Source organism: Sphingobacterium sp. UBA6320 (genome assembly GCF_002440335.1).
Lineage (GTDB): Bacteria > Bacteroidota > Bacteroidia > Sphingobacteriales > Sphingobacteriaceae > Sphingobacterium.
The window spans coordinates 55,833-81,615 of sequence record NZ_DJTA01000012.1 but is presented as its reverse complement, the minus strand read 5'-3'; the positions used below and the strand labels follow the sequence as shown (position 1 = coordinate 81,615).

The 25,783-nt window shown below is 36.0% G+C and carries 23 protein-coding genes; 9 read left to right on the top strand and 14 right to left on the bottom strand.

All coding sequences use genetic code 11. From position 1 onward, the window contains the following. The 3 genes from B3P23_RS07545 to B3P23_RS07535 all read right to left on the bottom strand — a co-directional run bounded on the left by B3P23_RS07545 (window position 1) and on the right by B3P23_RS07535 (window position 5,970). On the bottom strand, window positions 1-1,098 hold the full coding sequence (locus tag B3P23_RS07545) for a tetratricopeptide repeat protein (RefSeq protein ID WP_094771633.1): 1,098 nt from the start codon (window positions 1,096-1,098) through the stop codon (window positions 1-3). Between the two features lie 6 nt (window positions 1,099-1,104). Next, entirely contained in the window at window positions 1,105-3,699 is a 2,595-nt protein-coding gene (gene gyrA, locus B3P23_RS07540; RefSeq protein ID WP_045754482.1) for a DNA gyrase subunit A, read from the bottom strand. A gap of 171 nt (window positions 3,700-3,870) precedes the next feature. Continuing rightward, window positions 3,871-5,970, bottom strand: a complete 2,100-nt coding sequence (locus B3P23_RS07535; protein ID WP_045754483.1) for a heavy metal translocating P-type ATPase — start codon at window positions 5,968-5,970, stop codon at window positions 3,871-3,873. A gap of 108 nt (window positions 5,971-6,078) precedes the next feature. Here B3P23_RS07535 and B3P23_RS07530 point away from each other — a divergent pair, with 108 nt between their 5' ends. Next, a complete protein-coding gene (locus tag B3P23_RS07530; protein ID WP_045754484.1) occupies window positions 6,079-6,930 on the top strand; it encodes a mechanosensitive ion channel family protein in 852 nt (283 codons plus the stop codon). Here B3P23_RS07530 and coaA read toward each other — a convergent pair. The 6 genes from coaA to lysS all read right to left on the bottom strand — a co-directional run bounded on the left by coaA (window position 6,927) and on the right by lysS (window position 13,042). Then, on the bottom strand, window positions 6,927-7,892 hold the full coding sequence (coaA, locus tag B3P23_RS07525) for a type I pantothenate kinase (protein ID WP_248754137.1): 966 nt from the start codon (window positions 7,890-7,892) through the stop codon (window positions 6,927-6,929). The genes B3P23_RS07530 and coaA overlap by 4 nt on opposite strands. Window positions 7,893-7,955: 63 nt before the next feature. Beyond that, on the bottom strand, window positions 7,956-8,360 hold the full coding sequence (locus B3P23_RS07520; RefSeq protein WP_045754486.1) for an OsmC family protein: 405 nt from the start codon (window positions 8,358-8,360) through the stop codon (window positions 7,956-7,958). Between the two features lie 55 nt (window positions 8,361-8,415). Further along, window positions 8,416-8,790, bottom strand: coding sequence for a methylglyoxal synthase (locus B3P23_RS07515; protein ID WP_045754487.1), 375 nt, complete (start codon window positions 8,788-8,790; stop codon window positions 8,416-8,418). 20 nt (window positions 8,791-8,810) lie between these two features. Next, complete coding sequence (locus tag B3P23_RS07510; protein ID WP_293925285.1) at window positions 8,811-10,043, bottom strand: nucleoside recognition domain-containing protein; 1,233 nt, start codon at window positions 10,041-10,043, stop codon at window positions 8,811-8,813. Window positions 10,044-10,074: 31 nt separating this feature from the next. Further along, on the bottom strand, window positions 10,075-11,130 hold the full coding sequence (locus tag B3P23_RS07505; RefSeq protein WP_045754489.1) for a patatin-like phospholipase family protein: 1,056 nt from the start codon (window positions 11,128-11,130) through the stop codon (window positions 10,075-10,077). Between the two features lie 193 nt (window positions 11,131-11,323). After that, window positions 11,324-13,042, bottom strand: a complete 1,719-nt coding sequence (gene lysS, locus B3P23_RS07500; protein ID WP_094771630.1) for a lysine--tRNA ligase — start codon at window positions 13,040-13,042, stop codon at window positions 11,324-11,326. Between the two features lie 236 nt (window positions 13,043-13,278). On the opposite strand from lysS, the gene B3P23_RS07495 reads away from it, so the two are divergent. Further along, window positions 13,279-13,884, top strand: coding sequence for an RNA polymerase sigma factor (locus tag B3P23_RS07495; RefSeq protein ID WP_045754491.1), 606 nt, complete (start codon window positions 13,279-13,281; stop codon window positions 13,882-13,884). An 18-nt stretch (window positions 13,885-13,902) separates the two neighbouring features. Then, window positions 13,903-15,243, top strand: coding sequence for a hypothetical protein (locus tag B3P23_RS07490; RefSeq protein ID WP_260949918.1), 1,341 nt, complete (start codon window positions 13,903-13,905; stop codon window positions 15,241-15,243). On the opposite strand, the gene B3P23_RS07485 is transcribed toward B3P23_RS07490, so the two are convergent. Both B3P23_RS07485 and B3P23_RS07480 read right to left on the bottom strand, forming a co-directional pair. After that, entirely contained in the window at window positions 15,240-15,851 is a 612-nt protein-coding gene (locus B3P23_RS07485; RefSeq protein ID WP_045753559.1) for an HAD family hydrolase, read from the bottom strand. The two genes, B3P23_RS07490 and B3P23_RS07485, sit on opposite strands and share 4 nt — an antisense overlap. Before the next feature lie 41 nt (window positions 15,852-15,892). After that, window positions 15,893-17,086, bottom strand: a complete 1,194-nt coding sequence (locus tag B3P23_RS07480) for a proline dehydrogenase family protein (RefSeq protein ID WP_045755412.1) — start codon at window positions 17,084-17,086, stop codon at window positions 15,893-15,895. Window positions 17,087-17,179: 93 nt separating this feature from the next. Between B3P23_RS07480 and B3P23_RS07475 the strand changes: the two genes are divergently transcribed. Genes B3P23_RS07475 through B3P23_RS07465 form a run of 3 tightly spaced genes read left to right on the top strand, consistent with a single transcriptional unit; the run spans window position 17,180 to window position 19,233 of the window. Beyond that, entirely contained in the window at window positions 17,180-17,386 is a 207-nt protein-coding gene (locus B3P23_RS07475) for an RNA-binding S4 domain-containing protein (RefSeq protein WP_045753558.1), read from the top strand. Between the two features lie 48 nt (window positions 17,387-17,434). Next, complete coding sequence (aroB, locus tag B3P23_RS07470; protein ID WP_293925284.1) at window positions 17,435-18,499, top strand: 3-dehydroquinate synthase; 1,065 nt, start codon at window positions 17,435-17,437, stop codon at window positions 18,497-18,499. Between the two features lie 14 nt (window positions 18,500-18,513). Continuing rightward, a complete protein-coding gene (locus B3P23_RS07465; RefSeq protein WP_248754131.1) occupies window positions 18,514-19,233 on the top strand; it encodes a ThuA domain-containing protein in 720 nt (239 codons plus the stop codon). Between the two features lie 81 nt (window positions 19,234-19,314). On the opposite strand, the gene B3P23_RS07460 is transcribed toward B3P23_RS07465, so the two are convergent. After that, entirely contained in the window at window positions 19,315-21,204 is a 1,890-nt protein-coding gene (locus B3P23_RS07460; RefSeq protein ID WP_293925283.1) for a TonB-dependent receptor plug domain-containing protein, read from the bottom strand. A gap of 91 nt (window positions 21,205-21,295) precedes the next feature. Then, entirely contained in the window at window positions 21,296-22,234 is a 939-nt protein-coding gene (locus B3P23_RS07455; RefSeq protein ID WP_293925282.1) for a zinc dependent phospholipase C family protein, read from the bottom strand. Between the two features lie 148 nt (window positions 22,235-22,382). Here B3P23_RS07455 and B3P23_RS07450 point away from each other — a divergent pair, with 148 nt between their 5' ends. The 3 genes from B3P23_RS07450 to B3P23_RS07440 are packed head-to-tail and all read left to right on the top strand — an operon-like array spanning window position 22,383 to window position 24,978. Beyond that, window positions 22,383-23,369 (top strand): glycosyltransferase family protein, encoded by a 987-nt coding sequence (locus tag B3P23_RS07450; protein WP_293925281.1) that lies wholly within the window; start codon window positions 22,383-22,385, stop codon window positions 23,367-23,369. A gap of 6 nt (window positions 23,370-23,375) precedes the next feature. Further along, window positions 23,376-24,083: an FKBP-type peptidyl-prolyl cis-trans isomerase gene (locus tag B3P23_RS07445; protein WP_045753552.1), complete on the top strand. Its 708-nt coding sequence runs from the start codon at window positions 23,376-23,378 to the stop codon at window positions 24,081-24,083. Continuing rightward, window positions 24,073-24,978 carry an aldo/keto reductase gene (locus B3P23_RS07440; RefSeq protein ID WP_293925280.1) on the top strand — a complete coding sequence of 302 codons (906 nt, stop codon included), beginning with the start codon at window positions 24,073-24,075 and terminating at the stop codon, window positions 24,976-24,978. The genes B3P23_RS07445 and B3P23_RS07440 overlap by 11 nt, the downstream gene beginning before the upstream one ends. Window position 24,979: 1 nt before the next feature. On the opposite strand, the gene kdsB is transcribed toward B3P23_RS07440, so the two are convergent. Then, window positions 24,980-25,723, bottom strand: coding sequence for a 3-deoxy-manno-octulosonate cytidylyltransferase (kdsB, locus tag B3P23_RS07435; protein WP_293925279.1), 744 nt, complete (start codon window positions 25,721-25,723; stop codon window positions 24,980-24,982). Window positions 25,724-25,783: the final 60 nt, after the last annotated feature.

Sequence of the window (25,783 nt, the reverse complement as noted above, 5' to 3'; positions counted from 1 at the left end):
CTAATTAACTGTTAATTGATTTAATAATATATTCACACGATCTAATTGTACAAAATCTTCTATCGCATTGTAGTAAGTAGATAGGGCTTTAAGTGCATTAACATCATATGGTTTAATTTCATTTGCTTTCAGCAGATATGCTTGTGCATATTGTCTATCTTCGTCTGTTTTAGACTTTAGGAAATCTTTCAAATAAATAAGTCCTAAAGCTAAATTTGATGGATAATTATTAGCATCTAAACGCAAAACCTTGTTGTAATATTGTTTTGCATTTCGAATATCTTTAGCGTCTTCATATGCATATCCAGCTAGATAATTTAGCTCCACATTTTCAGGTTCCAATTTGATCGCTTCATCAATGATAGGCAAAACAGCGTCATAAGATTCATTTTTAGCATAAATATCGATTAGCTTAAAAAGAATCTCTTTATTTTGAGGAAATTGTTGACGACCAGCTGTCAATGTGTTAAGTTCATCTTGTTTGGTGCCAATTTTCTCGTATACCGCCGCTAGTTCCAGATAATATTGCGCTTTGCGAGAATCCTGTTTGATTAACTCATTATAGTATTTAATGGCATCAGGATATCTTTTGCTACTTACCGCTAGCGTTGCTAAATTAAATTTTAAGTCAGCATTTTTAAAACCAAGAGAATCTACTTTAAGAAATCCTTTGTAAGCTTCATCAAACTTGTTATTTTTCAAATCAATATTTGATTTGTAAATTAAAGACGTTGCTAAATTTTGTTTGATATAGTCAACTTCAGTTGGAAAATTTTTATAAGCCTTTTTGCTATTGATCAGTTTTAATGTATTTAGACTTTCATCAATAGGGTCGAGGGTATATTTCTGTTTTCTTGTTGAATCTGCCACAGCAAAGGAACTATAAACTAATCCTCTTAAAATATTATTCCGAACAGAAGATGAATCTTTTCGAGTTTTAAATGCAGCATCACTAAATTTTCGTGCATTTTCAAGATGTTTTATATCTCCAGTTTGCGTATAAAGTGCAAAACTGTTGCTGCCCTCCTTGATATTGGATTGGGCAACAACAGTTAAACTTGAAGCTGACAGTATTAATGATGTCAATAATGCTCTCATTCTATTTTATTCTTCGTTAGATTCAGATTTTTCGTCTTGATCGGTTTCTGTTATTTCAGTCGAAGCTTCGCCATCTTTTGTTGTTGGCATTTCACCATCTTCATCTGCGATCACTTCTTCTTCCTCTTCTTCTCGATCTACTTTAGTAATAGATGCGATTTCATCATCACCTTTTAGATTAATCAAACGTACACCTTGTGTAGCACGTCCCATTACTCTTAGTTGTTCTACTGAAATACGAATAACAATTCCTGATTTATTGATGATCATCAAATCTTCAGTATCGTTAACACCTTTTACCGCCACTAAACTACCTGTTTTTTCTGTAACGCTAATTGTTTTCACACCTTTACCACCACGGTTTGTAACGCGGTAATCTTCGATGTCAGTACGTTTACCATAACCTTTTTCCGAAACAACAAGTACCGTAGTCTCTGGATCATCTACACTAATCATACCAATTACTTCATCAGTTTCACTACCCAAAGTGATACCACGGACACCAGTAGCTGTTCTTCCCATTGGTCTAACCGTAGACTCGTTGAAGCGAATAGCGCGTCCAGAGCGTAATGCCATTACAATTTCGCTAGTGCCACTCGTTAAACAAGCTTCTAATAATTGATCTCCTTCGTTGATGTTAATAGCATTAATACCATTAGCACGAGGGCGAGAGTAAGCTTCTAAAGATGTTTTCTTAATTGTACCTTTCTTAGTACACATAATGATGAAATTATTCTCCAGATATTCCTGGTCTTTTAAATTCTTCACTAAAATGTAGGCCTTAATTTTTTCGTCTTTTGGAATATTGATGATATTCTGTAAAGCACGACCTTTAGAAGTTCTGCTTCCTTCCGGTACCTCAAATGCACGAAGCCAGAAACAACGTCCAGATTCTGTAAATAGCAACATGTAATTATGTGCCGAAGCTGTAATGATGTGTTCCGTAAAGTCTTCTTCACGTGTAGTTGAACCGATAGATCCACGTCCACCACGACCTTGACGTTTATATTCAGTAAGTGGAGTACGTTTTACATAACTATTGTGAGAGATTGTAATCACGATTTCTTCATCGTCAATAAAATCTTCCATACGCATATCTTCAGCCGAGTGTACGATAACCGATCTACGTTCGTCACCATATTTCTCTCTGATTTCGATCAATTCATCCTTAATGATTTGCATACGAAGACCTTCGTCTGCTAGAACAGATTTTAAGTATTCGATTGTTTTCATTAATTCAGCATATTCTTCTTTGATTTTGTCATGTTCCAGTCCAGTTAGACGACGAAGCGTCATATCTAGAATAGCACGAGCTTGGAGATCTGATAAACCAAATTTCTCCATTAAACCTACGCGGGCATCTTCAGGAGTCGCAGAAGCACGGATAAGTTTAATAACCTCATCTAAATGATCTAGTGCAATTAAATATCCTTCTAATATATGCGCTCTTTTTTCTGCTTCAGATAATTCAAATCGAGTCCGGCGTGTAATTACATCATGACGGTGATCGACAAATACCTGAATCATATCTTTCAAATTCATCAACACTGGTCTTCCTTTGACAAGTGCAATGTTATTTACTGAAAACGATGTCTGTAAAGCAGTATACTTAAATAGATTATTGAGAACAACATTTGCATTAGCATCACGTTTGATATCATAGACAATACGTAAACCCGTACGATCGGACTCGTCTCGAATAGCTGAAATACCTTCTAGTTTTTTCTCATTAACCAATTCAGCGGTACGTTCAATCATATTCGCTTTATTGATTTGATACGGAATCTCTGTTACAACGATTGATTCTTTACCAGATTTTGATACTTCAATTTCGGTTTTTGCACGCATGACCACACGACCACGACCTGTATTTTCAGCATCTTGCACTCCCGAATAACCATATATCAAACCACCAGTAGGGAAATCTGGGCCTTTGATGTATTGCATTAATTCTGGAATGTCGATATCGCGGTTATTAATATAAGCAACTGTACCATTAATGACTTCTGTCAAGTTGTGCGGCGCCATATTTGTCGCCATACCAACTGCGATACCTGATGCTCCGTTTACTAATAAATTAGGAATACGGGTAGGTAATACTGTTGGCTCTTGCAAAGAGTCATCAAAGTTCAACTGATAGTCAACTGTATCTTTATTAATATCCGATAAAATCTCCTCAGCAATTTTTTTCAATCTTGCTTCTGTATAACGCATTGCTGCAGGTGGATCTCCATCGACTGAACCATAGTTACCCTGCCCGTCCACTAAAGGATAGCGCATGTTCCAATCTTGCGCGAGACGCACCATTGCATCGTATACGGAAGTATCACCATGTGGATGGTATTTTCCTAAAACGTCACCAACGATACGTGCCGACTTCTTGTAAGGTTTACTACTTGTAACACCTAAATCCAACATGCCATAAAGAACACGACGGTGTACAGGCTTCATGCCATCTCTAGCATCTGGTAATGCACGAGAAACAATAACTGTCATTGAATAATCAATGTAAGCAGTTTTCATTTGATCCTCTATACTTACCGAAATAATTCGATCGTTTGCAGGCACTAAATTATTATCATTTTCTGTTTCTTCAGCCATATTAATTTGGTTTCGATAAAACTATTAAACAATGCCGTCTACACGGATTGCTACGCATGCGAAGTTACAAAAAAATAACCTCAAAAGCGAATGTTTTGAGGTTCAAGATAGTGAAAAAAATAGTCTATTTTTTTATTGATTTTAAAATCAAAATCTAATCACAGTTGCTCTCTATCTTAATTTTTTAAAACGTAGTCGAAGTGAATTGCCAATCACAATTACATCTGAAAATGCCATAGAGAATGCCGCCAGCATAGGACCTAAAAATCCCATCGCTGCAAGTGGTATTGCCACGATGTTGTAAGCAAAAGCCCAAAATAAATTTTCTTTGATTGTTTGTAAGGTATGTCGACCAATAAGTAATAGATTCTCAATGGATTTTAGATCAGAGTTCAATAAGATAATTTTTGCCGATTGAATGGCAATGTGACTTGCATCTCCCAAAGAGATGCCAACATGAGCTGTGGTTAGGGCAGGGGCATCATTAATTCCATCTCCAACCATGGCGGTGATACCAGTTTTTTTTAGTTGATTGATGATGTTTAATTTTTCTTCTGGATTGCGGTCAGAATAAACTTCTGCTATTCCCAGTTTTTGAGCCACTTGATCACATTTAGTTTTGCGGTCGCCACTCAGTATGACGGGTATAATGTTTTTAGCTTTAATCGCCTGAATCAATTCTTTTGCATAAGGTTTTATTTGATCTTCAATAACCAGTCCCGCAACAACAACGTCATTGATAGATAATATCAAGTCATAACGGTTTGAATAATCAACTTTTCCTAATCGTGCATTGATCAGTTTGTATGCATTGTTGTTGGTATCTGTTGCATAGATGCCTTCGCTTTTAATCTCTTTGACATCTTGAAAGATGATGCGGTATGCTTTCACCTCTGTCATATGTTGGCGTATAGAGGTTGCAATAGGATGATTCGAATAACTTTCTAATTGGGCGATAATAGATTCAACTTGCTTTTGTTCGATACCAAAAGTTTGGATTGCTTTAATATTAAAATCGCCCGTTGTCAAAGTACCTGTTTTATCAAATACCATATACTTCAATTCTGACATTTCTTCGATCGTATCACCTCCTTTGATTAATATTCCCATTTTTGCAGCTCTGCCCAATCCAACCATGATTGCCGTTGGAGTTGCTAACCCCATAGCACAGGGGCAGGAGACGACAAGTACAGCAATGGCATTCATTAACGACTGTTGCAATGAAATTTCAGCAATAAAATACGTGATGAAAAATGTGAATACCGCTATGACAACCACTAAGGGTACAAAATAAGAGGCAACTTTATCACCTAGCTTTTGAATAGGAGGTTTCTTTGATTGCGCATCTTTGATCAAGGAGATGATCTGTGAAAGTACCGTTTTACGACCTACTTTAGTCGCTGTTATCTTAAAGTTACCATCTGTTAAAGTTGTTCCTCCAATAACGCTATCATATTTCTTTTTAAATACAGGTAGACTTTCCCCCGTAATCATAGCTTCATTGACAAACCCATCCCCAGATAAAATATCACCATCGACAGGGATGAGATCTCCTGATCTGATGAGTAGAACATCTCCCTGTTTGACATCTTTCGTATGTATTATTTCTTCATGTTCACCTGAGATTCTGGTCGTATTCACATTTTGAATTTTGATGAGATCTCCAATTGCTGAGGTTGTTTTTTTGACAGACTTCTTTTCTAGCAAGTTTCCTAAAAGAACTAAAGTAATAATCGTAGCACATGTTTCATAAAACATATAATCAGGGCCCAGCTGCTGGATGGTACCGATGAGACTGTAGGTGAATGCTGCCGACGACCCTATAAATATAAGCACATCCATATTTGGCATTCCATTCCTTAAGGAAAAAAATGCACTTTTGCCAAAATGAAAGAAACCAAGTAAGAATACAGGAATACATAGCCCAAGTTGTACATAAGGATCATGCAACAAGGGGTGATGGATAAACATATGGGCAAATAATGGAATCGTAAAAATCAGACTGAACCAAAATTTAGTTTCTATTTTTTTGTAAAAATGCTCTTTCGGCGCTTCATCGGTTACGACATGGAAGCCTAAGTTTTCTATACCTTTGGTTATTTCTGTAAGACTTTCTTGTGCGATACCTGAAAATTTCACTTCATCTGAAGCAAAGTCCACAAATATATCTTTAGCATCCTTTTTCTCTAAATATTGATGTATGGCTATTGCACAATTCGTGCAATGCATCCCAGTTACAGTAAGTTCTACAGTTGTTGTTTCTTCCTTCATACTTTTTCGACCGCTGGTCTACTGCAAATATACTTAATTTTAGGTGTATCATTTTTCTATATTGATTGAAAAATGATTAGTTTAGTTCCTCAAGAAAATCAGATTTAAATGGTTAAAAATAAATTGTCCCTATCATTCGTCGTTCGTTGCATTCTTTGGCTAGCCTTAAGCTACTCATTTGTTGGTTTAGCTTCATTTTATGAACAAAATCGTATTATACTACATTTCGCTTATGCTTTAAACACATTTTTGACTGCCAATCTGCTTATTTCTATTGGACGATTTTTAATTGTTTCGCTATACAATCGTAAACATGCAAATCACGATGTCAGAGGTAATTTTGTTTTAGGTATCTCACGCGTTGCGCGTGTGCTCAATGCTGCTATGATTGTGGTTACGGTTATGATTGCATTGGGTATTGATCCAAAGGAATTCATTACTAGTATGACCATTGTCGCGATGGCGATAGCCGTTATCTTTAGGGAGTATATAACCAATATGATAAGTGGATTATTGGTCATGTTCTCTGACCAATTTTCTATTGGAGATCATATTAAAATCAGCAATTATCAAGGTAAGATCGTTGATATTACCTTAGCCAATATTGTTGTTAGGGATGAAGATGATGATGTGGTTTTAATTCCTAATAATCTGATATTTACGTCCACTATGGTGAATAAGTCATCTCAAAAGTCCAATAAGCTCATTGTCAAGTTTGAGCTTCCTTTAGAAAAACCTCTTGAGATTACTTCTTTTGAAAACCATTTGAAACCGCTGCTCAAAGTAAATAGCAACATTATTTGGAATGATTTATTTAAAATAAAAGTCGCTGAAGTGGGCAAGGATTTTGTTAAATATAAAATTGAACTGACAACCATATCCAGCAGCAATAAGTTACATCATCAGATTCAAAATGAAATCTTAAATGAAATGTTATTATTTCGCTCTAGAGAAGACTAGATTTTGCGAACTTTTACATTTTTAACAAAATGATGACTACCTTTTTCTAAGATCAGATCTGCTCGATATCGAGTCGGCAATATATTGTGTATTAGATTTGGTTTGTTGATCTCATTCCAGATTTGATGCGCCATCTGAATACTCTCCTCTGCGTTCATATCGGCATAGCGATGAAAAAAAGATGCTGGATTTTGGAAAGCTGTACGTCGTAAAGACTCAAATCTATTGGTATACCACTCTAATAGATTTTTCTCACTGGCATGAACGTAAATGGAGTAATCAAAGAAATCAGAAACGAAAACACTGTGTCCTTTTCTTGGTCTTTGCGAATTGACTTGCAGTACATTGATCCCTTCAACAATAAGGATATCCGGATGATCTATCAATTGTTGTTGATCGTCCGGTAAGACATCATATTCAAGATGACTATATAAGGGGACCGAAAGGGATCCCATACCTGATTTTATCGCCGATAAAAATTGTATTAATTTTTTAGCATCGTAACTCTCAGGGAAGCCCTTTCTATTCATGATATCTCGCTCATTTAAGATATGATTAGGATACAAGAATCCATCGGTCGTTACTAAATCTACTTTTGGCTTATTAGGAAGTAAGCTCAAAACCCGTTGTAGTACACGGGCAGTCGTACTTTTTCCAACAGCAACAGAACCTGCAATACCAATAATAAATGGAAGTGTACTTTCATTTTTTTCAAAAAAATGGTTTGTACTTTTATGCAAGTCCTGAAAACGTTCAATATGAATACCCAAAAGATGACTTAGCGGAAAATATACATCTTCAATTTCTTCAGCGTTCAAAGGCTCATTGAGTGCATGCAATTGATCCAAATCGTGTTGCGAAAATTTGTGCTTCAAGTGACCATTCAGTTTTTTCCAATTTTCTCTTTTTATTGAAGTAAAAGGAGAGTCAATTGGAGTGTGCTGTTCATTTTGCATGTTCATAGATTCTTTGTGGCGACAAATATAGCATCTGATGGATATAATCAAAAATTCTAATCGATTTTTTTAGATCAAATTAGAAGAAATGATAATTGGATTAGACAAAATTTTGTGAATAGGACATTTTTCTGCGATCTGTAGCAGACGATCTTTTTGCTCCTGATCCAATTCTCCTTTAAAAGAGAGGTGACATTTTATATAGGTTGTTTGTTGTAATTCACTTTTTAAAGTTTCATAGGAAAGTTTAATATTGACCTCTTCCAATTTCCATTTTTTACGATCGGCATACATTTTTACTGTCATTGCCTTACATGAGCCTATTGCAGATAGTAATAGGGCAGGAGGATTAACCCCTTTATCCTGTCCACCTAGTTCTTGTGGCTCATCAGCAATCAAGGTATTTTTCCCATGTGTAATGGTTGTTGTATAAGGAATATCGCCAATCGTTACCAAGATCTCGTTATCGTTCATATTTCTAAATATAAATAATAATTAGGATAGTATGAATTTAAAGTTTTTTAAATCCTTATTCATCTTCCAATAGCCCTTCGATGATCAGGCTTCCAGTCGCTGGATTGGTTGCCAGTGGAACATTATATAAATCGCAGACCCGCATTAACATTTGAATATCTGGTTCATGAGCATGTTTACCAAGTGGATCCCTAAAAAAGATGATACCATCCACCTTTCCTTCCGCAGCAAGAGCAGCAATTTGTGCATCACCACCCATAGGACCGCTTAACTTTAGCTCCACTTCAAGCCCTGTTTGTTTCACATAAGAACCAGTTGTACCAGTTGCGACCAAATGTGCCTTTCTTAAAAACTCGATATGATCCTTTACAAAAGCAACCATTTCTGGTTTCTTACCATCGTGCGCGATTAAAGCAATTGTTTTTATCATCTAAATAAATATTGAAAAATTTAACCAAAAAAGATATAGGCTAAAATAATAGCCGCGATCAAACCCACCAAATCAGCAATCAAGCCACATATAAGAGCGTGTCGGGTATTTTTAATACCGACAGAACCAAAATAGACAGCCAGAACATAAAAAGTTGTTTCAGAAGATCCCTGGATAACACTTGCCAGTCTACCTTGAAACGAATCAGCCCCGTACGCTTGCATCACATCTACCATAAGACCTCTTGCACCACCGCCACTTAACGTTTTCATCAATCCAACCGGAAGTGCTGGCACAAAACGCGTGTCTAGACCAAAATAAGCAAAGCATGCCCCGATTGCATTTACAAGATAATCCATACATCCAGTAGTCCTAAAAGCAGAAATAGCAACTAAAATAGCGATTAAAAAAGGAATAATCATAATAGAAGTTTTAAACCCATCTTTAGCCCCATCAATAAAAGCATCGTATACATTTAGTTTCTTAAATGCACCATAAACGATAAATAAGATGATAATAGAAAAGATTAAAACGCCACCAATTAATCCAGTAACAATTTCAATTTTTTCAGGAGGTAAGCCATTTAAACCAAAATATAATGCAGCCATTAAAACAACAAAGCTCCCTAAAAAAATGAGTATAGGTAATTTAAATAAGTTGATTTTTTGAAAAAAAGCAACAGCTACCATACCAGATATAAAGGAAATAAATGTTCCGATTAAGGCTGGAATAAAAATATCAGCAGGATTAGCAGCGCCATTAGCCATCCGTAGTGCAATGACTGATGTAGGAATTAATGCAATACCAGCCGTATTTAAAACCAAAAACATGATTTGTGCATTAGTTGCTGTTTCTTTTTCAGGATTGAGTTCCTGTAGTTCTTGCATTGCCTTAAGTCCAACGGGCGTGGCGGCATTATCCAAACCAAGCATATTCGCAGAAAAATTCATGATAATAGAACCATTCGCAGGATGATTTTTTGGAATCCCAGGAAACAACTTACTAAAAAAAGGATTAACCGCTTTAGCAAACAATGTAATCATACCTGCTTTTTCACCAACTTTCATGATACCCAACCAAAACGTCATCATACCAACTAGCCCTAACGAAATTTCAGCCCCATTTTTAGCACTGTCAAACATGCCATTGATTATTTTCATGAAAATATCGGTATCACCAAAAAAAATGAGCTTGATCAAAGCAACAATGAATGCAATAACAAAAAAGGAGATCCAAACGATATTTAGTGCCATATTGATTTAAAATATGCGTAAATGTAAACTTTTACAACCTATCCATCAACTTCGACCACGGATTTTTCTTGTTTTTAGCATTATTTTCTTTGATCAAGTGATCTACGATCCGGTTCAGTTGATTTTCATTTTCACTCATGAGTCTATCTGCCAGAGAGATGAGCTTTTGGATGTTGTTTTGGGAAGCTGCATCCATAGAAGATTCGACACTTGACATATTTGTAGGTTCTAAACGAACATAATTTTTTGATTTTCGATTAAACTTGAATAATTGTTCAATAAAAAACTCTGTGCTTTCAGAAGAGGCGCTAGTCATGATATCCACCAAGGCAGGTCCGATCTGAATAGCTAATTTTTTCTTAAAATGTTCATAATTATAGGCCGTCTTTGCTATACCTGTGCCTAAAGAAACCATAAATAAATCGTTTATTTCCGTATCTTCAAAAGCCTTCATCACCTCCAGCAAAGCACAAATGGATGGATTTTGAGCCACCATCCCACCATCTACCAATGGATATCTCGTTCCCGCTATGGAGTAGATTTCAGCAACAGAGAAATAGGTAGGAGCAGCTGAGGTCGCTCGGCAAACGTCTTTTAAATAGAAGTCGCGGGCTGTACCATGCGTGATCGCTTTTTGTTGCCTAAAAAAATGATTCTTTCGGAGCTCTATATTATACGCCGTGATGATACATGGCTTGATGAGTTGACTGAGTTTCGTTTCTCCAAAATATTGTTGCAATACACTCTCAAGCGCAGTAGCAGAATACAATTCGCTTACCAAGCCAAATTCGCTTAAAAATTTTCTCCATTTTGTCGTTTTAAAAATATCACTACCGTGAGAAACGTAGAGATTGAGCGCCTCTTTAGCAGAAAATTTAGGTTTTAAAGGATTTTCATCACTAGGGTATAATAAGATACAGGCCAAAATACCACCTGTACTTGTACCCGCTATAAAATCAAAATATTCGGCAATTCGAGCATCAGGATCATTACATTTTTTTTGAAGAATTTCTTCTAATACCACTAATACTAAAGCTGGTATTATACCTCTAATCCCACCCCCATCTATGGAAAGTATATTTTTCATTTTTAATGTTTATCCTTATAAAAATAGGATTAAATAATGAAATAGGTAAATGCTTTTTCTCTTTATTTATTGGATATCGTCTTGTTTGTGGAACAATTACTGTCGAATGACATGAATGTATCAAATTAGAGTTCAAATAAAAAGGGTGCGATTATTAAGCTAATAATCGCACCCTTATAGGTTAAATCGTGATTTAAGAAAACCAAGCCAACACCTCGTCTTTGGTTGGCATTGCGATTTCTAATTTCATTTTTTTACGCATTCCGCCTAAGTCGTTAAAAACTTTGTTTGGGTTAGCGTCTTTCAATTCAGGGATTGTATTAAAACCCATTTTTTGTAATACAGGCACCCATTCAGCTGGAATTCCTAGTGCTATATAATCTTCAGTTGAAGCAACTGTCGTAATCTTTTCTGGACGCATTTGAGGAAAGAATAATACTTCCTGAATAGAAGCATTATTGGTTAGGAACATGATTAAACGATCCATACCAATACCTAAACCAGAGGTTGGAGGCATACCATATTCCAGTGCACGTAAAAAGTCCTGATCGATAAACATGGCTTCATCATCTCCACGAGCGGATAATGCCATTTGAGCTTCAAAACGCTCACGCTGATCAATAGGGTCATTCAACTCAGAATAAGCATTAGCGATTTCTTTACCACACACCATCAATTCAAAACGTTCAGTAATCTCTGGATTATCCCGGTGCTTTTTAGTCAATGGAGACATTTCTTTTGGATAATCTGTGATAAACGTCGGTTGAATATAGTTTCCTTCACATTTTTCGCCAAAAATCTCATCAATTAATTTTCCTTTGCCCATGGTGTTGTTCACCGCAATTCCCATGTCTTTAGCCGCTTCAAAAATTTCTTGTTCAGATTTTCCAGTGATATCAAAACCTGTAAATTCCTTAATTGAATCGGCCATAGTAATCCTTTTATAAGGGGCACGGAAATCGATTTCATGTTCACCGAATGTCGTTTTCGTTGTTCCATTTACAGCAATTGCACAGTGTTCTAACAATTGTTCTGTAAACTTCATCATCCAGTTGTAGTCTTTATAAGCTACATAAATTTCCATTGCTGTAAATTCTGGATTGTGTGTGCGATCCATTCCTTCATTTCTGAAGTTTTTTGAAAATTCGTAAACACCATCAAAACCACCCACGATCAATCGTTTCAGATACAATTCATTTGCGATACGCAAATATAGAGGCATATCTAAAGCATTATGATGCGTTATAAATGGACGTGCTGCTGCACCCCCAGGGATAGACTGAAGAACTGGAGTTTCCACCTCCATATAACCTGCTTCATTAAAGAAGTTACGCATAGCGCTAAACAACTTCGTTCTTTTGACGAAAATCTCTTTATTTTGCGGATTAACAACAAGATCTACGTATCGCATTCTATAGCGTAATTCCGGATCTGTAAAAGCATCGTATGTTTTTCCTTCTGCAGTTTTTACAATTGGAAGAGGGCGTAATGACTTCGATAATACTGTTAATTTTTCAACGTGAACACAGATTGCTTCCGTTTGAGTTGTAAAAACATAGCCTTTGATTCCAACGATGTCACCAATATCTAATAATTTTTTAAAAACGACATTATACATCGTTTTATCCTCATCAGGACAGATGTCATCACGTTTTATATAAGCTTGAATACGGCCTGAACTATCTTGAATTTCGAAAAATGAAGCATTTCCCATGACACGACGGCTCATGATACGTCCCGCAATGCTTATATTCTTATAGTTAAGCTTATCTCTATCGTAATTTTTTAATATATCAGCAGCATTTGCACTGATCTCAAACTCTTCAGCCGGATAGGGGTCGATACCCAAATCCACAAGAGATTGCAATGCCTGTCTTCTTAATTGTTCCTGTTCGGATAATACAGTACTCATTGGTAAGGATTAAATAATATAAAAATCAGACAAAAATAGCTTTTTTTTTGCATTTATAGGAGCTCAAACTATTTTATATTTTATAAAATAATCCTGTAGCATAATGTTATTGGAGATCGTTATTAAACTGTACTTAATAAATAGCATGACAGAAATTGAAATAAAGACTTTTAGAATCTTAATTTAGAAAGTATTATTTTAGATGAAGATTAGCAAATTAATATAGTCTTATTTGAGTGAGCATTATACAATCATACTTTAAAAAGGGAAAGCAAGAAACACTGAAAGGTGCACTGGATGAGTGTTTGCGTGGTCGTGAGCAGGGGAAGGCTTTTGTCTATAAAAAGTACTATGGATACTTAATGGCTATCATTATTCGCTATGTCAAATCCGATGTAGATGCAGAAGAGTTAACAAATGAGGCATTTATACGAATTTTCAGACGTTTAGATTCTTTTAATCATTTGGTTGAAGAAGAAGTGTTAGAAAAATCATTTCGATCATGGATCGGTAGAATTGCAGCCAACATATCCATTGATTTTCTGCGATCAAAAAAGCAGATGATTTCATTAGAAGATGTGGCAGAAAATAGTATACATGTTCCCATGGTTTACAATTCAAGTAATTTAGAGGTTAGCGATATCATGAAGTTATTAGATTCATTGCCTGAATTGCAACGTATTATCTTCAATTTATATGAGATTGAAGGTTTTTCACATGATGAAATTGCAAAGCAGTTATTAATTCCCGATAGCACCTCCCGTACTTATCTTACTCGAGCAAAGCAAAAACTAAGGATGCTTTATTTGGAACAGAATAAGATAGGACAGGAATTTAAATAATAAGAAGTAGTTACTAAGATGACAAAAGAAAAAGATAAGGAATTGATAGACGACATCGTCGATAAAATGAAAGCTCATGAGCTTCCTTATTTAGAAGGGGCTTGGGAAAAATTTGCGTCAGATCATACTACTCTTGTTTCAAAAAAGCAAGTTAATTGGAAGTATTGGAGTGCAGCTGCAGCAGTATTATGTATTGCCAGCGCTTCATTTTTATATCTAAGACATCTACCTCAGGAAGATTTACCTGGTGTTGCACATCTAAAAATAACAGAAAAACTGGTTCAGCAAAAGGATGATTTAGATACAACAATCGATTCTCCGACATGGTCATTCAGTGATCCGCAGAAAAATCGTACAGAAGCCAATTCCAATTCTACTGATCAAAGTCCTGTTCGTACCATAGGTCATGATGAGCATAACATGCTTACTGCTGGACATGACTTGAGTTTTTCAACTCCTACTTTCAATAATCATGATCAAAGAAATGATTTTATAGATCCTCAACCTTCAACGATTAAAGAAGTTGTAGAAACAAAGAGAGAGGGAGTAAAGGATCATAATTTAGTAACCAATAGCAGTGTCAATAACACTAACGAGAGTACTCGTTCCATTGCTGAAAAACTTGAAAACCTCGGGTCCTTATATCCTGGTAATGCAGCAAAGCATGATTTTGCTTCAGCGATTAAAAAGTGGGAGATAGGAGCCTTTGTATCCCCGTCTTCGACTGTGGATAAGATGAGCTTAGGTGGTGGTTTAAGTCTAGCATATCAAGTCACGGATAAAATCAGTATTCGATCGGGAGTTTCTATGCAACAATATGGTGCAGGTGCAAATCGTCAAGATAATTTAAGCGCTGTGCAATCCGCAAATATCTCCTATAATGCAGTTGTATCCAATAATTCGATCGTCAGACATGATGAATCATTGCTATTGGCCAAACAGCAAGCTCCAAATAAAGAATTAAGTGCAGTAAATAATAAACTTTTGACCATTGATATACCCGTAGATGTACGCTATCATGTCACGAAGAGTTTCTATACTTCCGTTGGTGTATCTTACATAGGTGTTTTGGATCAAACGCAAGAAAATTATTTTGTCAATGGAATAAATGAGAATACTGCGGCAGATAATGGAAATGCAGTTTACGCACCAGAAAATATGAAACAATCCTTTAAGGGGAATGCGGTCAATACAAACGAGTTTAATGGATTTGTCAATTTCTCTGTTGGTAAAAAGATGCAGGTAGGAAAGAAATTGTCTGTAGCAGTCGAACCATTTGTAAAACTTCCTGTTGGCGGACTTAAGTCTACCGATTTTAACTATACCAACGGAGGTCTGAAAGTGGTGACCAGCTTTTAAATCTGGTCAATACGTACAGCACCCATTCCTGCAGCCAAAGCGCCCTGCACTCCAGGTACTCCATCTTCATAAACTAAACATTTTGATGGAGCTATCTGCAATCTCTCCGCTGCCAAAAGAAAAGGTTCTGGAGAGGGTTTGCCATGAGGCGTGTCACCCGCACATACCAAAGTTTCCAATTTATCCAATACATCAAGTACTGTTAGGGTGATATTTAGAGTCGATCTAGATCCTCCCGATACCGCTGCAATACGTTTTTTGCCAATTTGAAATTTTAAATGTTCGACAACATAGTCTATAGGTTGGGTTTCCTGAATAAAACGTTCTATAAAAATCGCTGATTTACGAGTTGAAAATTCTTGAACATCAAAAGATTTATTATAGCGAATACAAATTTCTTTTGCAACCGCGACAGTAGGCCAGCCCGCAGTTTCATCGATGAGGCCATCATCCAATAATACATCATATTCTAGCGCCGTAGCGACATAGGCTGCTTTATGTGCACTTATATTATCGGCTAATGTACCATCTACATCAAATAATAAGGCTTCGTATGATTCCGCTATTTCATTAAGTTTATTAAATTTCGCTATTGATTCAGGTGACATATCTAAATTTTAAGTCTGCAAACTTACAAAAAAAGCTAGTCTTAACGACTAGCTTTTCTTCTTTGTTTTTCTTTTATGATTAAACCCAGTTCGCGACCTGTCTGGCCTGCAACCGAAGTATTTTCCTGTGCTCTCCGAAATAAATACGGCATTACAGCCTTAATTGGACCATAAGGCATATATTTTGCTACATTGTAGTTTGACTCAGATAGGTTGAATGTCAAATTATCAGACATCCCCAACAATTGTGCAAAATAGATGCGATCACTTCTATGGTCGATACCACGTTTGTCCAGTTCATTCGCTAGTAAAAGACTGCTTTCCTCATTGTGAGTACCAGCCATCATGCCAAACCGATCGATATGATCCAATATGAAATGGATAGCAGCATCATAATCTTTGTCAGTTGCTGCTTTTGTTGGTTGGATAGGAGATGGGTAGCCCTTTTCTGCAGCTCTCTGTCTCTCAATCTCCATATAAGCACCACGTACTATTTTTGCCCCTATGAAGAAATTTTGTGTATTAGCATAGTCAAAATCTGCTTTTAATGATGCTAATTTGTCGTGGCGATATAACTGGTAGGTGTTGTATACAATAGGTTGTTCTTTATTGTATTTTTCCATCATATCACGTGCGATATCATCAATAGCATCTTGGATCCAAGAGTGTTCAGCATCGATCAGTACCTTCACATTAGCCTCATAACAAGCTTTACAAATTTGATCACAACGATCATACATTCTGTCGTATTCCGCTTGTTCTGCTGTAGTTAATGTTTGGTTTGCATTTACTTTTTCAAATAGATCAAAACGACCTAATCCAGTAGGTTTAAATACGGAAAAAGGAATGTATTTATTAGTTTTAGCTGCAACTACCGTGCGTAAGGTTTCCTTAAAGGTAGCATCAAAAGCTGCTTCTGTATCCTCACCTTCTACCGAGTAGTCTAAAATCGTACCAACGTTATTTTCGCCCAAATGATTGATTGCTGCTGTGCAACCTTCAATTGTTTCTCCCCCACAGAATTGCTTAAAGATTGTTGATTTGATGATTCCTTGAATAGGTAATCCAATATTAAGTGCAAAATTAGTGATTGGAGGACCGACTTTTACTAAAAAGTTGCTAGCTATTACTTTGTAAAGTAAATAAGCACGATCTAAATCTTTATCGGTTTTACTTTTGAATGCAATTTCTGTATTATCAAAAGATAGTTTTCTGGTTTCAACAATCTGTGTCATCATTTTAATCTAATCCACACAAATGTAGTAAATTCAAAAATATTACCACTTATTGATTAGGAGATTCCTGAAATATTAACTTATTTTTGCTGTATGCAAACATTCAAAATCGAAGGAGAATATATTCCATTAATTCAGTTACTTAAAGCTTTAAACTGGGTGGAACATGGTGCTATGGCTCAATTAGTTGTGACTGAAGGTATGGTCATCGTTAATGGTGAGGTGGAGTACAGGAAAAGAATGAAAGTGAGGCCTAATGATATCGTTGAATTTGAAGGTCAACAAGTAAAATTGGTATAATATTTAACAAAATTTGTTTATAAAAAACATCAACTGAACGCAATAGAAATGCAATTTATAGAAAGTTTAGGCTATCAAGTAGTCTTTGACGACTCATTACAGTCTCTAAAAACCTTTATACAAGAAAGAAATTACTCCAAGATTTTGGTCTTAGTTGATCGAAACACCAGTGATCATTGTTTACCTATTTTACAACCTATTTTGGCTGATCTCGGAAATTTTGATGTGATTGAAGTCGATCCTGGAGAAGAAAATAAGAACATTGATTTTTGTATCGGTGTATGGAATACCATGCTTGATTTTGGTGCAGATAGACACAGTCTGTTAATTAATTTAGGAGGTGGTGTGGTGACAGATATGGGTGGTTTTGCTGCTTCAACGTTCAAAAGAGGAATTGATTTTATTCAAGTTCCGACCACACTATTATCTCAAGTAGACGCATCCGTTGGCGGTAAGACTGGTATAGATTTAGATAATTATAAAAATATCATCGGTACATTTACTCAGCCTCAAGCCGTGTATATATCCAGCCTATTTTTGAAAACTCTGGAAAGAAAGCAATTGGTTTCGGGGTTTGCAGAAGTGATTAAACACGGATTGATTTTTGATGCTTCCTATTATAATACGGTCAAAAATCTTGAGGTAAGTGCGATTAATTCAGAATATGTCCGACATTCGGTAGGAATCAAAAATACGGTGATCACACAAGACCCAAAGGAAAAGGGGCTTCGTAAAATATTAAATTTTGGACATACGATTGGTCATGCTATAGAAGGTTATTCATTAGTTCATGATGAGCAATCCCTACTTCATGGTGAGGCTATTGCAATCGGTATGATTTGCGAAGCTTATTTGTCACACAAGTTGAATGGCCTTCCGTTGGAAGATCTACAAGATTTAATTGCCACATTTAGGAAAAACTTCAATGACTATAGATTTGATGATTCCATTGATCACGAGTTACTCAGTTTGATGTATAACGATAAGAAAAATCATTCTAATCAGATTGGGTTTGCTTTATTGAGTAAAATTGGATCATGTGATTATGATATTTTTGTTACGGAAGATTTAATTATTGAAAGTTTAGATTTTTATCGTAATTTAATAGCATAAACCTGATAATAGTTATGTCTAATCTTTTCAAAAAAATAGTATTCCTTTTTACAACATTTTGTGCAACTCAGGTGAGTGCTCAGGAGCGAATTTTAATTTTTTCAAAGACAACAGGATTTAGGCATGAAAGCATCGAGCATGGTGTTGCCGTATTAAAGCAATTAGCTTTACGGAATAATATGAAGGCTGATCATTCAGAAGACAGTCGCTTATTTACCGACTCTACGCTAGCAAAATACGATGCTTTAGTCTTTTTGAGCACAACGGGTGATATTTTTAATGAAAGTGAAAAAGCCGCATTTGTTCGCTTTATGCAGTCTGGAAAAGGATTTGTAGGCATACATGCCGCAAGTGATACCGAATATAGCTGGCCTTGGTATGGACAGCTTGTTGGTGGATATTTTGCTTCTCATCCAGCTGTTCAGAAAGCTAACATTAATGTTGTTGATCATGATCATTTAGCAACGAAACACTTACCTAAAGTTTGGTTTCATCGCGACGAATGGTATGATTTTAAATCAATGAAAAAAGGACTTCATATTTTAATGGAATTGGATGAGACCAGTTATAAAGGAGGAAAGATGGGAAAATTTCATCCCATTGCCTGGTATCAGGAGTTTGATGGCGGAAGATCATTCTATACCGGTCTCGGTCATACTGTAGATGCCTTTGATACTGAAAAATTTCAACAGCATATTATTGGGGGACTCCAATATGTAATGAAGAAAAAATAACAAAAGGGTAGTTCCATTAGTGTGCCCCAAATAGTGACGAACTATTTGGGGCCATTTTATTTTAGCTACCCAGTTGTTACTTTAATAGCCAATTGTATACTTTGCACCCAGCGTGTACCAAGTGCCAGGCATGGGTACTGCACCCGCTTCAATGTATTTCACATTAAACAGGTTTTGTGCATCTGCATAAATATTTAATTTGTTGATCTGATTTGCAAGACGAATATCTGATATATAGTACGATTTATACGAAAGTCGTTCATTGAAGCGATTAGCTGTGGTTAAACTCCAGTTTTTATGACTAACTGTCAAATTTACGTTAACCTGATTTCTCAAACTTTCAATAGCATATTTAGAGGCATTATTATGGTCATTCTCTATTTTAGGATTTAAGTAACTATAGCCCACTGTAGCATAATATTTTGTGTAAGCTTCTGGGGCATTCAAGTCTATACGTATATTAGCATTAAAACCCTGTACCTTATTGTGATCCATGTTTTGTGGTTGCCAAGGTTCAGTATTTGCAGAACGCGTCCAGTCTATAAAATCATTAATTGTTCTGTAGAAATATCCAGCTTGTGCAATGATATGCGCATTCGTATATTTGACAGCCCCTTCAATTTGTTTAGCCCTTTCAGCTTGCAATTGTGGATTTCCAATGTTAGCAGGCCTTTGATTTAAATACAGATCTGTAAACGATGGTATACGTTGACTCGATCCCATATTAAAAATCAATTTCCAATTCGTATTCAGATCATATCCTAAATCTATTCCTGGAAATACTTGCCAACTGTAGTCACTGTTATAATTGACATAAGTACCCAAGTTGATATATAGATTTTTGATCATTTCAGTCTTGAATTCGATGTATCCACCATAGTTTTCACGACTGTGCTTACCTATATTGGAACTGGTTATATTTTCAAAACGACTTTCAACCCCTAATCCAAATGAACCGTAATTTTGATCGTAAGTAGCATTTAATTCTGCCATAAAAGCATTATTGTAATGTTGGCTTCTTGCTTTACTGAGGTCATGTCTAAAATAACGGTAATCGTCTTCATTATAACGATTAGAAATCCGAGGAGATAAAGTTATTGTTTCGGTGAGTTTATGTTTTGACTGTATGGTTGCAAAAGCTGTTTTAACCAATTCGTAAGATTCTTTATCTCCAGGAGAAGCGTAATAGCCATTTGCTCCAAACTGATTATCGATGTAGCCAATAGAGGTTGCAATATTATTTAAGCTATCTGGAGTATAAGTTCCTTGATAATAAATTTTATTGTTTTTTGATGCGGTGTTATAGCGCTGTCCATTTGAATCTTCATGTCCTAAATAAAGCTGCTGGTCAAACTTAGCGATCTTATTCATAATCCCCAACTGGAACCCCTTACCATAGTGTTTTCCAGTTTTTGTATCCTCACTGTTTTGAAAAGAGCTTCCCGTGTATACATGAGCACTGATGAGGTTGCTCGTTGCTGATTTGGTGACAATATTAATCGCACCCGTTAAACTATTGATACCATAAATTCGAGATGCAGGACCCTTAATAATTTCAATACGTTCAATTGCTTCTGTTGGAATAGGAAGGTTAAGCGAATGATGTGCTGTTTGTGGATCAGATATTTTAGCTCCGTTTAACAGTATAAGTGTTTGCTCAAAAGACCCCCCATCAATGTTAACGTCAGCCTGCGAACCAAATGGCCCTCTTTGGCGCATATCGACACCATTTATATAGGCTAATAATTCATTAACAGAGCGTGCAGGCAACCGTTTGATATCTTCCTGCGTGATAATTTGAATATTTCTTGTTTGTTTTGTAAAAGGAATTTGCAATCGATTTTGATTGATGATCACCTCACTTAAATTTGTTGTATCTTTTAATCTTGCGACTTGATCACTATTCACTTGACTAAAAGCATAAGTAGATGCTACTAAAGCAAGAGCTAGTAGGGTAACTTTTTTACTCATAGGGCATGTCTTAAAATTTATGGGACAAAAGTAATTTCATCACGTCGTGTTTTAAGGTGCCGGTTTTTAAATTGTATCTAGTCCGGCTGATTTAGAGTTCTTCTCTACCCATATTTTTTTTATTTTTTGTATTGATCGGCGCCTCATCAATCGTCACTTTGCCTATGTTTTTGAGGTTTGGTTGACCAGCTTCCACCCATGCAGAGTACCAAAATGCACCTACTTGTTGTATAGCGCCTGTCATTCTTCTTTCAACCATACCATTGAGTAGTTGATGATAAGCATTTGCATATTCATCCGAATAAGTTCTGATCAATATATTGTTTCGTTCAATGAATGCATATTTTTGATATTTTGAGAATGAATTGTTCAATTGTTTTTCAAGCATGAGTACAGAATCTACAAGTCGATTGCTTTCTTTTACGATATCCCAAGCGGTCGTTATTGGATCGCTAATAAACTGTGCCCGCCCCTTAATAAATACATATTTGTTAGAAAACATTTCGGGTAGACGACTTTCCCAGAAAGCATGTATACCAATTTGGTTAGTCAATTGTCCATTGTAATTTTTAGTGGTATGAAGCGGGACATGGGCATCCCCGATATAATGACCCAAATCTGCTGAAAATCGAATAATCTTAGGAATATCTTTATCTTTAAATGCCTGTACTAATTTGTTGTAACTGAAAGAGATTTGCCAAGGAACGATTCCAGTTAATAATAACTGTTTTTCTTGATATTTTTCTTTTGCTTTTGACCAATGTATCGGAATAGAGTCAATAGTAGGTTCATCAAAATCATCGATGTCGATATAATGACGAGTTGGTTCGAGACTATCGATGTAACATCTTTTATCTGCATCGACAGCTTTCTCACTAATTAAGAGAATATTTTTCTTATAAAAGGATGCTAATGTAGGAGGTAAGGTATATACAGCATATTCATTAATTTTTTTATGTGCAAAAAATCCCCAAGAACCGCATAGAAGAAAAATAATGAATAAAGAGATTATAAAGGATAATCTTTTCATAGTTCAATAATTGGTTAATAGAAAGTAAGTTACATACTATCATTTAAAATGCCAACTATTTATTCTAGAGAAATATAAAAACCTAACCTAAATTTAACTTTAATGTCATCAAAAATTTTTATTTTGGCGATAAATAATCGCGAAGTTTATGAAAATACTTTATGCGGTACAGGGTACAGGAAATGGTCATCTCAGTCGAGCTATGGATATTGTACCTTGTTTACGTAATTTTGGAGAAGTAGATGTATTGGTTAGCGGGACACAGGCTGATTTGGTTTTACCGTTTGAAGTAAAGTATCGATTACATGGTTTGAGCTTTATCTTTGGGAAATCGGGGGGAGTAGATCTTTGGAAGACATTTATGAGTTCCACGGTTCGCAAATTTACTCAGGAGATTAAATCACTTCCTATCGAACAGTACGATCTTGTTATCAATGATTTTGAACCCATATCTGCTTGGTCGGCCCATATGAAAGAGTATCCCTGTATTGGGTTGAGCCATCAAATTGCCGCTTTAGACCCGTCCAGTCCTAAGCCCGATGATACCGATATGTTGGGTAAATTTATCATGAAAAATTATGCTCCTTCTACCTATGCTTATGGATTTCACTTCAAAAGTTATAATAAAAACATATTTACTCCGGTTATTCGAAATTCTGTTCGTGAACTCGATGTGCAAGACAAGGGGCATTATACGGTATATCTACCAGCATATGATGATGCGCATCTCTTGAAGCATCTGATGAAATTTTCAGATATCAATTGGCAGGTATTTAGTAAACATAATTCGCGCGCTTTTGATATGAAAAATGTTTCCATACGTCCTATTAATAACGATGCCTTCATCACCAGTATGGCAAGCTCTTCTGGTGTTCTATGTGGTGCAGGATTTGAAACACCTGCTGAAGCATTATTCCTACAAAAGAAATTATTGGTCGTTCCGATGAAAAATCAGTATGAACAACATTTGAATGCCGCAGCTTTAGAAGAAATGGGGGTACCTGTCATATCTAGCCTTAAGCAAAAAAATATGTTGTCCATAGAAGCTTGGTTAAATAGCAAATCTCGAGTAGTAGTGGATTATAAAAATAATACTCAAGAAATTATTACTAATATTGTGACAAAACATACTTAAAATTTTATGAAATATATTGCTTTAGCATTACTGTCTTTGGCTACACTATCGGTATCAGCACAACAGAAAAAGAAAACCGTAAAAACAACGACAACGGTAAAACCATTATTATCCTCAAAAGCAGATTCTATCTCTTATGCTTTTGGACGCGATATTGGTGGTTCTTTAAAAAGTTTAGAAATTGCCGACTGGAATAAAGAACTGATAGGCAAAGCTATCATCAGTGCACTTGATGGACAGAACTCTTTAATTGCAGAAGATCAATTACGTGTTGTGATCCAAAATGCCGTTAACGAAGCCAGAGAACTTAAAGAAAAAGAGAATCTTGCAAAAGAGCAAGCTTTTTTTACTGAAAATGCTAAGAGAGCTACAGTCAAAAGTACGGAAGAAGGATTACAATATGAAATATTGGTCGAGGGTAATGGTGAAAAGCCTAGTCGTGAAAATGAAGTAACAGTGCATTATACGGGAACCTTATTGGATGGTAAAAAATTTGATAGTTCTCTTGATCGCAATGAACCCTTGAAAATGAAGTTGGATCGTGTGATTGAAGGTTGGAAAATAGGCGTGCCACTCATGTCCAAGGGAGCCAAATATCGATTTTATGTTCCTAGCAAATTAGGATATGGAAGTCAAAATATGGGTGCAATTCCGCCAAATAGTATTTTGATATTTGATATTGAGTTATTGGATTTTGTCAAAGATGCAGTATAATAAATTAGGTAAAACAGCTATAGAAGTTTCGGCCGTCGGTTTAGGGTGTATGTCCTTAAAGGGCAGTAAGCACAAGCAAGGCATAGAGCTCATTCGTAAAGCATTTGACAGCGGGATCAATTTTTTTGATACCGCTGATTTATATGAAAAAGGATTTAATGAAATGCTCGTTGGTGAGGCCGTACAAGATTTCAGAAAGGATATTGTGCTATCAACTAAAGTTGGAAACAGTTGGCGAGCTGATGGAAACGGCTGGGATTGGAAAGCCTCCAAGCATTATATTATCAAAACAGTTGAATCATCACTATCACGGTTAAAAACAGATTATATCGATCTCTATCAGCTTCATGGAGGCACTATTGAAGATCCTATAGATGAAATTATCGAAGCATTTGAAACACTCGTCGATGCAGGTAAAATTCGAACCTATGGTGTATCCTCGATCCGTCCCAATGTCATTCGACAGTATGTGGCAAAATCAAATATAAGTGCTGTAATGATGCAGTATAGTTTACTTGATCGACGTTTAGAAGAACAAATTGCCGCTTATTTGTTGGAAAATCAAGTGTCGATATTGGCTAGAGGAGCAATCGCAAAAGGAATGTTAATCAATAAACCAGCTGAAAGTTTTTTACAATATAGTTCCAGTGAAGTGCAGCATATCATCCGCAATCTGAATGCTTTTGCTAAAAGACACGAAGTTAACAACCTCACCGCTGCGCTATCTTTTGTACTATCCAATGAAGCCGTGACTTCCGCGTTATTGGGCATAAATACCCCAGTGCAAATGACCGAATTTATTCAAATTAAAGAACAGATTCGTCTTTTAAGTTTAACAGAAAAAAAAGAATTTTTAAGCGGTGTCCGTGCATTATATTTTACGGAGCACCGTTAATTTAGGAGGTGAAATAAGTTTGTATAATACGTTCCAGATCTTCTTTTGTATCGACAGCGATTGTTTCATGCTCTGTTTCCGCCGTTTGGATGGTATATCCATGCTCGATCCAGCGCAATTGTTCTAAAGCTTCTGTCTCTTCCAAAGATCCTATAGGAAGCGCTGTAAGTTTTTTTAAAACAGCGGTTCTATAACCATATATTCCAATATGTTTATAAAAAGTATGTTTTGAGAGCCATTGCTCATGTTCTACGCCTCTCAAGTAAGGTATCGTTTGTCTCGAGAAGTAAATTGCTTGTTCCTGAGCATTACGTACCACTTTTGGGATATTGACATTAAACAATTCTTCCGTTGTATGAATTTTTTTGACAAGCGTAGCTATTTGTGTATCCTCCTTATTAAAACAAGATGTGAGTAATTCGATCTGTAGCGGATTGATAAACGGTTCATCTCCTTGAATATTGATTGCGATATCAAACCCACTGATCTTAGATACCACCTCTGCACAACGATCTGTTCCAGATTGATGTGCAGATGATGTCATAGCGACATTTCCAGCAAAGCTACGCACATGCTCAGCTATCCGCTCATCATCTGTTGCTACGATGACCTCATGCAGACAACTTGCACTTTTTACTTGTTCATATACACGTTGAATCATGGATTTACCAGCGATATCAATTAATGGTTTTCCAGGAAATCTGGAAGAAGCATACCGTGCAGGAATAATACCTATTACCTTCATTATTTTAGCTTTAAAAGTAAAGCCAGTTTCTATCAAAAACTGGCTTATGAATTATATTAT